The sequence below is a fragment of the Ureaplasma diversum NCTC 246 genome, from assembly GCF_000731915.1.
Lineage (GTDB): Bacteria > Bacillota_I > Bacilli_A > Mycoplasmatales > Mycoplasmoidaceae > Ureaplasma > Ureaplasma diversum.
This window is the reverse complement of the sequence record NZ_JFDP01000028.1, coordinates 1-9,913: the sequence shown is the minus strand read 5'-3', so window position 1 is coordinate 9,913 and position 9,913 is coordinate 1. Positions and strand designations below refer to the sequence as shown.

The following is a 9,913-nucleotide window of genomic DNA, read 5'->3' as shown; positions in this document are numbered from 1 at the left end:
CGTGCTTCAAAAAAAAAAAAAAAGGACTTTGTGTGTAAATGTTCCGGTTAAAGATATTTTTTAGGATTAGTATTTTTTGTTATTTATGAATCCGTTCTCTGTTATCTGTTTGATAAAAATATAAATTATCAGAAAGAAAAAACCAACTTTTCCAGTCGGTTTTTTGTATATGAAATTAACATCATTAGTGAAATCAATATTATAAGTTAGTAGGTTGTTTTAATCTTTTAACTAAAATATTTTTAATTATCAAGTTATTTTAACTTCGCTAGACGATTCGTTTAATAAGTTAGTTTTCTTTCCGTCATCAGCTCTGTATAAAGATGTAAGTTTATATTTTCCTTTTTTTGAATTTGTTGAAGCATCAAAATAACTATGAGTTCCAATTCTAACATTAATTAAGCCATCTTTTTGTACGCCACCAATTATATAGTATTGATTTGGTTCTTCACCATAAACTGCTGCACTATCAGGGCTAGGTACATGTGTTAGACCATCTTCTCCAGCAACTTCAAGTTCTAGAATTAACTTTTTATTTTTTAATTCATTATATGTTTCAATAGAAGTATTAAATTCAAAAGTTAAATAGTTATGATCATTAAACACTTCAAGTAAAGCTTTAGTTGGAGTGAATTTGTTTTTACGTACATTATTTTTATCAGTGGCTTCTTTTACAATTTGATCAATTTTTTGAGCTTCTTCAATTTTTACAACTGCATCAATATTTTCTTTGTATTTTTCTTTATCACTGGTTAAAAGACTATTTAATTTTGTTATTGCGTCTTTTGCTTCATTTTTCTTAGTTTCAAAAGCTTTTGCCTTTTCAGCTTCTTCTTTTTTAACTTTTTCTTCGTTATCTTTTTCCTGAGCTTTAGTGAATATTGTATCTAATTCATTAGCCTTAGAAGGATCTGTAATAGTATCAACTTGGTCATTGAAGCTCTTTTTATCAGCTTCAGATAAATAAGGTAATTTAGAAATTTTTTCTTTAATTTCTTTTTTCTTATTTTCTAATTCTTTATTTTTAGTATTTTCAGTTGATCCGCCATTTTGTGAACCACTATTTTCTCCACCAGTTCCTGGGTTAGTGTTAGTTGAACTATTTGATGAATCTGGTGTTTCACCACTTTGTGATCCATTGTTTTCTCCGCCAGTTCCTGGGTTAGTGTTAGTTGAACCATTTGACCCCTCTGTTGATCCGCCATTTTGTGAACCTTGGTTTCCTGGATTTGATGAATTCCCACTTCCTGGGTTAGTGTTAGTTGAACCACCTGATGAATCTGTAGATCCACCGTTTTCAGAACCTTGTTTTGTTGTATTAGTAGTACTTCCGGTTTCTGTGTTTGTATTAGTTGAACCAGCTGATGGATTAGTTGTGTTATTTTCTGAACCTTGACCACTTGGAGTTGTAGTGTTACCACTTCCTGGATTAGCATTAGTTGTTCCACCACTATTTGAACCTTGACCAGTTGGATTTGTAGTACTTCCACTACCTTGTTTTGAAGATTCAGTACCACTAGTTTGTGGTTGTTCTACTTTCTTTTCAGTGGGTTTAGCTGGTTTCGCCTTTGTTGGTGCACAAGCTGCAACTACTCCTATAACACTAACCCCTGCCATAATCGCACCAACTGATAAAGCCAGTGCTTTTTTGTTTTTGAATTTACTCATATTTATAAATCCTTTGATAGTAAATTATGTCTAAAATTCCTTTTATCAAAGCTTGGATTTATTTGAAATACGAACGAATTCTATTATTTTTATTTTCTTTCCAAAAAAAAAAAAAAAAGCACTTTGATTCCGAATATTCCGGTTTAGTGTCTTTTTTATTGCGGTGTTTTTAGTATTAATTTTCTTCTTTGTTAATTATTTCAAAAGGTGTAGCTAGCAAATTGTTTTCTTCTTTTTTATCGTATTCTCAAATTTTATTTATTGTGAAATTAACTTTCCCTCATGGGTATGATGGAAAAATTTTGAATGTTACTTCTCCATTTTTTTCACTAATTCATCTTGGTAATAAATTAGATGTTTTAGTTTCGTCATATTGATATAAATTGCCATTTTTAAGTTCTAGTCTTAAGTGTTTTTGTTTGATTTTATCAAATAATTCCTTATTTGCTTTTAGAGTAAGGGCTAAATAATATTTATCATTCCCGCCTTTTTCATATTCAAATGCTGTGACAACCATTTTGTCCTTATTAAATTCTGGTTGTTTAATCTCTTTTTGTGCTTCTGTAACTAATTCTTTTGTAGTTAAATCATTATCTAAAACAATATTTGTTGCTTCTTGTGCTTCATCAGATTCATAGAATTTAATAGATGATATTTTATATTTAGTTGATGGTTCTAAAGATGTAAAATCAACAGTAACTTTATCAGATGTAACTTTTACTTTTGTTGATTTTTTAACTTCTTCTTCGCTAGCATCTTTTTTTCTTAATTCAACTTCTATGAATTTACCATCAGCATTTGTGACATTTAAAACTAATTGATATTTATCTTCAACTTTAACCAACATAGCATCTTCAGCTAGACTAGCAGTTGGAGCTGGTTTAGTCATCGGTGTTTCTTTGCCGTTAGCATTAGTGTCATCAGATTGCATATTTGAACCTTTATCAACTTCTGGCTTATCATCTTTTTCAGATTTATTTTGACTACTCATTCCATCTTTTGGATCAGAGTTTTCTGATGGATTATCTTTTCTAGTTTCTTCTGTAGGGTTAGATGATCCGCCACTGCCTTGATTAGGTGTATTTTGTTTCTCTTTGTTATCAGTGCTAGAGCCATCCTGTGAACCTAGACTTGGGTTGTTTTCTTTAGTGTCGTTTTTTGGTTTAGTTGTAGTAGTAGAATCAGTTGGTGGAGTTGCTTCATTTTTAGGAGAAGCTTCAGTTGTTGAACCACCATTTTCAGAACCAGAGTTATTTGGGTTTGTATTAGTTGAACCACCTGATGAATTTGTAGTTCCGCTGTTTTCAGAACCTTGTTTAGTTGTATTTGTAGTGCTTCCAGTTTCTGGGTTTGTATTAGTTGAACCACCAGTTTCTGAACCTTGTTTACTTCCTGCTATAGTACTTCCACTTCCAGGATTTGAAGATTGATTACCACCTGTTTGTGGTTGTTCTACTTTCTTTTCAGTAGGTTTATTCGGTTTGGCTTTCGTTGGTGCACAAGCTGCAACTATCCCTATAACACTACCCCCTGCCATAATAGCACCAACTGATAAAGCTAGTGCCTTCTTATTTTTGAATTTACTCATATTTATAAATCCTTTGATAGTAAATTATGTCTAAAATTCCTTTTATCAAAGCTTGGATTTATTTGAAATATGAACGAATTCTATAATTTTTATTTTCGTTCCAAAAAAAAAAAAAAGCACTTTGTGCCTTAGTGTTCCAATATAGTTAATTTTTAAAGTATTAGAAAGTTAGCTTAACTAACCACTACTTTAACAGGGTCTGAAGCCAGTTGTGTTCCGTTTGGTTTGATTCTAACTTCATAAGTTCCTGGTTTTAAATTACTTAATCGGTTTGTTGTTATTTCTTTTCAGTCAGAACTATTAACTAATCGATATTGCATACTACTATCTACACCAATGATTTGGTTGTTGTAATATTTAACATCCTTATCAATATCTCTTCCTTTAGAAACATTAATATGTTGAACATATGAAAGCATATGATTAGTATCTGGTTTTTTACGAACTCAAATACCTAATGTTCCTATATCATTTAATTCAACTTTATCAGAATTAATATCTATTCATTTACCAATAGTTGTTCGATATTGCATTGATGAATCAACATTAGTTAAAATAGCTGATGAGTTAGATAAAGCTTTAAATACAGCATTTGGTTTTGGTTGTTGTAATACATTGAATGTTAGTTCAGATTTATCTAAAGTAAAATCATAACCTATTTTGAAGATATCAATTTTAACTTTATTTGGTTCATTTGGATTATCAAAATTAGTTAAATAAACTAAATAACCATCATCTGTTTTTTCAAGTTTATCAATGAAAGCATTTTCAACTTCAATATTTTCTAAACCTAATTCAATATCTTTATTAGCTTCAATTTTAATAATGTAGTTACTTGAATTATTTTTGATTGCACTAATAGTTAGGTTTTCTTTTTTAAAGGTGTTCTTATCTGGTAGATTTTCAACAATGAATCTAAATTGATTGAAGTTTTCTGGTATGCTTGAGTGCGATCCGGTATCTTGATTAATCTTTCCTTTAGTTTCTTGCTCAACAATCTTTTGAAGATGTTCAATATCTCTATATTGTCATTGAGTTAATATTGTAAGTCATTTAACTTCTTCATTTTTTCTAGTATATGTTTTATGAATTACTCTTTTGACATCAATATCATTAGCAGTAAAATTCTCCATTTTAGCGGCTCGATATTTTGTACCCATTTCTTCTTTAGTATATGGATTAGTGAATGTTCGCCCTTTTGCAAAGTCTTCATCACGTATTAAGAAGTAATTGTATGTTGTTTCTTGCTCATTACTAAGTGATATACTTGCACTTCTAGCACCTCAGGTAGCATCCACATGATATCATTTACCTTCTATTTCAACTACATTTCAGATATGATACTGATGATCTAATCGCCCAGTTATAAAAGTACAAGGAACACCTAATTCATCAAGTAACATCTTATAACCTTTAGAATATCCTGTACACACAGAAGCTCTTTTAACAAGTGCTGAGTATGCAGTTTGATCACTAAATGGATCTTCACTTTCTTCATATCTAACATTCTTAGTTAATCATTCATAGGCTTTAAGAGCTTTTTGGAAATTAGATAAATGATGTCAATCTTTAACGATTTCTTTTGCAACTTTTTTTGATTCTCTTATTTCAAATTCATTAAGTGTTTCAGTATCAGAATAAACTCTTACTACAACTTTATATAAATAACCTTTATATTCTGCTCAAACTTCAGCAGCTTTATCATTTCCATCATAAGATAGTGCAGTAACTGTTCCGTCTTTTTTAAGAGTGATGACACTATCTTTTATATTTGCTTCACTACTAAAAACATCATCAGTTGGATATCTTGTTCTGATGAATCATCGCACCCCATCTACTGGTTCATTATCCTTTGTTAATAATTCTAATTTAGTTGACTCTCTTTTAGAATCATCTTTCCCACCTAAAAGTATCACATAATTAGTTTTAAGTCTAAAATCAGGATGTGAATAATAAGAAACTGTTGATTGATCTGTACTTAAAATTCTAGCTTTTATTTCTTGTTCATTTAGTGTACTAAAAGCTAAAGGTTCTTGAGTTTGTTTTGGATAAAAATCACTTGCAACCTTAATTGGTTGTATATTATTTTGTTTTGGTTGTGAATTCTCTGGTTTAGTTACTACAACACTGTTGTTATTTTGATTTGGTGTAGTTGGTTTATTAACTAAAGTTTTACTCTTTGTTTTAGAGTTGTCTTCCAAGCTATTATTATTATTGTTGTTGTTAGAATCAAAAGATTTTTTAACTAAAGTTTCACTCTTTACTTTAGGTTGTTCTTTTGAGATAGGGCTAGTTTTATTTAGGTTTGATTTAGTTTTAGTATTTTTAGTATTTTTAGTATTGTTTTCTTGTTTAATAAGAACTTGGTTTTGGTTAACACTTTGTTGTTGTTGTTGTTGTTGTTGTTCATTATTACAACTAGCTATCAAACCAACAATTGGTACTAAAACAGCACTACATAATAAAGCAGAGATAATAACTTTCTTTTTAGTTTTCATAACCAGTTCTCCTTTAGTAAATAAAACTATTATTGATTACATAATATCTATGATATTACAATATACCACAATAAATTTAAAAATAGCTAAAAATACTACCATATACTAATCAATTATCTTTGATATTTATTATTTAATGTAAAAAGAAAAAATGGCTTATTTCACAATTATATAAGCTGATTTATTTAGGTTCTGAAGTTGCTACTAAATTAAATTTAATTTAATAGCTGAAAATTTTTTGTTGGTTATATTTAAAAAATATGACTTCTAATTTAAATACTTTGATATAAAAATAGAACACACCTTTAAGTAGTGTGTACTAATTTTATTGTATTTGGTTATTGATATTTCATTTAGAAAAAATATTATGCTTTAGGTGCTGAAGCAGTATTACTATAGCTTACTTCAATTTCTTGAGATGGTTGGTTTAATAATTCTATTTTTTTATCATTTTCCATATATAATAAACTTATAAGCTTGTAATATCCTTCTGGAGAATTTAATTCTTTAACAAAATAACTATTTGTTTCAATTCTAAGTATATATAGTCCATCTTTAGTGCCAATATAAACTATATTTGAACCATCGTTTCATGTAGCTGCAGCATCTGTTACTGGATTATACTGGCTTCCATCTTTTCCACGAACCTGAAGTAATAAGGTTAGTTTTTGCTTTTTGATCTTATCAAAAGTTTCCTTAGATGTTTTGAATTCAAATCGTAGATAATTTCGTTTATTTGTTGCATCATAGTTTAAGACACTATTAGTAGGCGTTAATTTGTTTTTACGTTCAGTGTCTTTATTAGTTGCTTCTTTTAAAATATCATTAATTTGGTTTATTTGTTCTGGCTTTGTAATTGCATCAATTTGTTTTTCGAATTCTTTTTTATCATTAGCTAAAAGGTTACTTAATTTAGAAATTGATGCTTTAGCTTCATCTTTTTTAGTTTTTAATTGTAGTTCTGAATTTTGTTGTTCATTATTTGAACCACTTGTATCACCCATTGCTTTAGGATCTTCGCTTCCTGAACCTTCCATTTTTTTCGCATCAGTTTTTCCTGGGTCTGCTTCCATATCTTTTTTTGTAGAATCACTTCCACTATTAGCGGCTGGTGGGGCTTGTGGTTCAGTTGGTGTATCTGATTGTGTACCATTTTCTTCAGCTGTTTTAGGTGTGTTATCATTCTTACCTTCTTCAACTTTTCCTTCAGTTTCGGTTTTTTTATTAGTATCATCAGAACCATTAGAAGGGTCAGAACCAAGATTAGGTTTATTTTCAGTTTTGTCATCTTTTTTAGATTCTGAATCAGTTCCAGAACCTTTAGAATCTTCAGGTTTAGTTTTTGAACCTGATTCAGGAGTTGTAGGTTGTGTTGCTCCTGGATTTGTATTAGTTGAACCTGCTGATGGAGTAGTTGTATTATTTTCAGAACCTTGTTTAGTTCCAGTTGTAGCGCTTCCACTTCCACTACCTGTTTTTGAAGATTCAGTTCCACTAGTTTGTGGCTGTTCTACTTTCTTTTCAGTGGGTTTAGCTGGTTTCGCCTTTGTTGGTGCACAAGCTGCAACTACTCCAATAACACTAACCCCTGCCATAATAGCACCAACCGTTAGAGTTAATGCTTTTTTGTATTTGAATTTACTCATATTTATAAATCCTTTGATAGTAAATTATGTCTAAAATTCCTTTTATCAAAGCTTGGATTCATTTGAAATACGAACGAATTCTATGATTTTTATTTTCCTTCCAAAAAAAAAAAAAAAAGGCACTTTGTGCCTTAGTGTTCCAATAATATTAATTTTTAGAAGTGTTAATAAAAACTAAATTAACTAACAACTACTTGGACTGGATCTGAAGCTAATTGTGTTCCATTTGGTTTGATTCTAACTTCATAAGTTCCTGTTTTTAAACCAACTAATCTATTTGATGTTATATCTTTTCATTCAGAACTATTAACTAATTTATATTCCATACTACTATCTACACCAATCAATTGATTATTAACATATTTAACATCATTATAAATATCTCTTGCTTTAGATACATCAATATATTGAATATTAGAAGCCATATGTTTAGCATCAGCTTTTTTACGAACTAAAATATCAAGAGTCCCTATGTTATTAAATTCAACTTGATTAGAAGTAATATCTATTCAATCACCAATGATTGTTCGATATTGCATTGATGAATCGACATTAAATAAAATAGCAGATGAATTAGATGTAGCATTAAATTCAGCTTTTGGTGTATCTTGTTGTAATACATTAAATGTTAATTCAGATTTATCTAAACTAAAATCATATCCAATTTTAAAGATATCGATCTTAACATTGTTTGATCCATTTGGTTTATCAAAATTAGTTAAATAAACTAAATAACCATCATTTGTTTCTTCAAACTTATCAACAAAAGCATTTTCAACTTCAATGTTTTCTAAACCTAATTTAATCTCTTTATTAGCTTTGATTTTAATAATATAATCACTAAAACTATTAGCTGTTGTACTAATAGATAAGTTTTCTTGTTTGAAGTTAGTTTTATTTAATGGTTTTTCAAGGATGAATCGATAATCTCTAAAGTTATTTTTTCTTATTGAAAATCTACCTTGGTTTGGTTTGATATTAGTGCCTGTTTCTTGTTTAATAATCTTTTCAAGATATTCACTATTATTAAATTGTCAAGGAGTTAGAATTGAAACTCATTTATCATTTTCACCTTTTTTAGCAAAGGTTTTGTGGACCACTCTTTTAATATCAGTCTCATCGATAGCAAAATTCTTCATTTTAGCTGCTCGATATTTTGTCCCCATTTGTTCTTTAGTAAATGGGTTGTTAAATTGACGACCCATTGCAAAGTCTTCATCAAGTAATAAGAAGTAATTATAAATTGTTTCTTGTTCTTTGTTTGCTCTTTTTGTTGCATTCTTTGCTCCTCAAGTAGGGTCAACATGATATCATTTACCTTCGATTTCAACTAGATTTCAAATGTGATACTCTTTAAATACTGGTCCAACTAATAAACGAGAAGGAACATTTAATTCATCAAGTAACATCTTATAACCTTTAGCATATCCTGAACATACACAAGCTTTTTCAACAAGTGATGAGTATGGTGTTTGATCACTAACTAAATCACCACGAACAACATATTTAACATTCTTAGTCATTCACTCATAAGCTTTAAGAGCTTTTTGAAAATCAGATAAATGATGTCAATCTTTAGTAATCTCTTTAGCGGCTTCTCTTGTTTGTATCATTTCTAGTTCATTAATAGTTTCACTATTTGAATAAACTCTTACTTGTGCTTTATATAAATATCCTTGATATTCAGCTCAAACCTCAGCTACTTTATCATTACCTTCATAAGATAGTCCATAAACTGTCCCATCTTTTTTAAGATCAATGATTCCGTTTTCTATTTTTGTTTCACTACTAAAAACTTGATCATTTGGATATCTAACTCTTATAAATCATCGTACACCATCAACAACTTTATTATCACTTGTTAATAATTGTAATTTAGCTGGTTGTTTTTTAGAATCATCATTTCCACCTAAAACAGTTACATAATTACTTTCAAGTTTAAAATCAGGATGTGAATAATAATTAACTGCTAGATGCTTAGTACTTAAAATTCTTGTTTTTACTTCTTGTTCACTAAGTGTAGTAGGTACTAAAGCAGAATTAGTTTTTGTTGGATCAAAACCATCACCAACCTTATTAGCTTCTAAACTATTTTGTTTTGGTTGAGAATCTACAACAGAATTGTTCTTTTGCTTAGATGAAGTAGATTTATCAACTAATGATTGTGCTTTTAGTTTAGATTGATCATCTAATTTAGAATTAGTTTTCTTGTCATTTGATTTAGTTCTATTATTATCTTCTTTGTTAACAAGAACTTGGTTTTGATTAACACTTTGTTGTTGTTCATTCTTACAACTTGCTATCAAGCTAATAATTGGTACTAAAACAGCACTACATAATAAAGTAGAGATAATGATTTTCTTTTTAGTTTTCATAATCAATTCTCCTTTAGTAATTAGAACCATTAATAATTAGAAAAGTTCTAAGATATTACAATATAGCACAATAAATATAAAACTAATCAAAAATAGTACCACTTGTTATTTAATTAACTTTAGTTGTTTATTTATAAT

General features: G+C 29.2%; 5 protein-coding genes. All 5 read right to left on the bottom strand.

The window, feature by feature from the left end; all coding sequences use genetic code 4:
- Positions 1-246 precede the first annotated feature (246 nt).
- Entirely contained in the window at positions 247-1,668 is a 1,422-nt protein-coding gene (locus tag UDIV_RS01045) for a GA module-containing protein (RefSeq protein WP_038102056.1), read from the bottom strand.
- A gap of 175 nt (positions 1,669-1,843) precedes the next feature.
- Entirely contained in the window at positions 1,844-3,256 is a 1,413-nt protein-coding gene (locus UDIV_RS01040; RefSeq protein WP_038102053.1) for a hypothetical protein, read from the bottom strand.
- Between the two features lie 173 nt (positions 3,257-3,429).
- Positions 3,430-5,754 carry an MAG6410 family transglutaminase-related lipoprotein gene (locus UDIV_RS01035; RefSeq protein ID WP_038102047.1) on the bottom strand — a complete coding sequence of 775 codons (2,325 nt, stop codon included), beginning with the start codon at positions 5,752-5,754 and terminating at the stop codon, positions 3,430-3,432.
- A 365-nt stretch (positions 5,755-6,119) separates the two neighbouring features.
- Positions 6,120-7,400, bottom strand: coding sequence for an ICP22 family protein (locus UDIV_RS01030; protein WP_038102045.1), 1,281 nt, complete (start codon positions 7,398-7,400; stop codon positions 6,120-6,122).
- A gap of 179 nt (positions 7,401-7,579) precedes the next feature.
- The gene (locus UDIV_RS01025) at positions 7,580-9,775 is read right to left on the bottom strand and encodes an MAG6410 family transglutaminase-related lipoprotein (RefSeq protein WP_038102043.1); all 2,196 of its coding nucleotides are present in this window, start codon (positions 9,773-9,775) and stop codon (positions 7,580-7,582) included.
- Between the last annotated feature and the right edge of the window lie 138 nt (positions 9,776-9,913).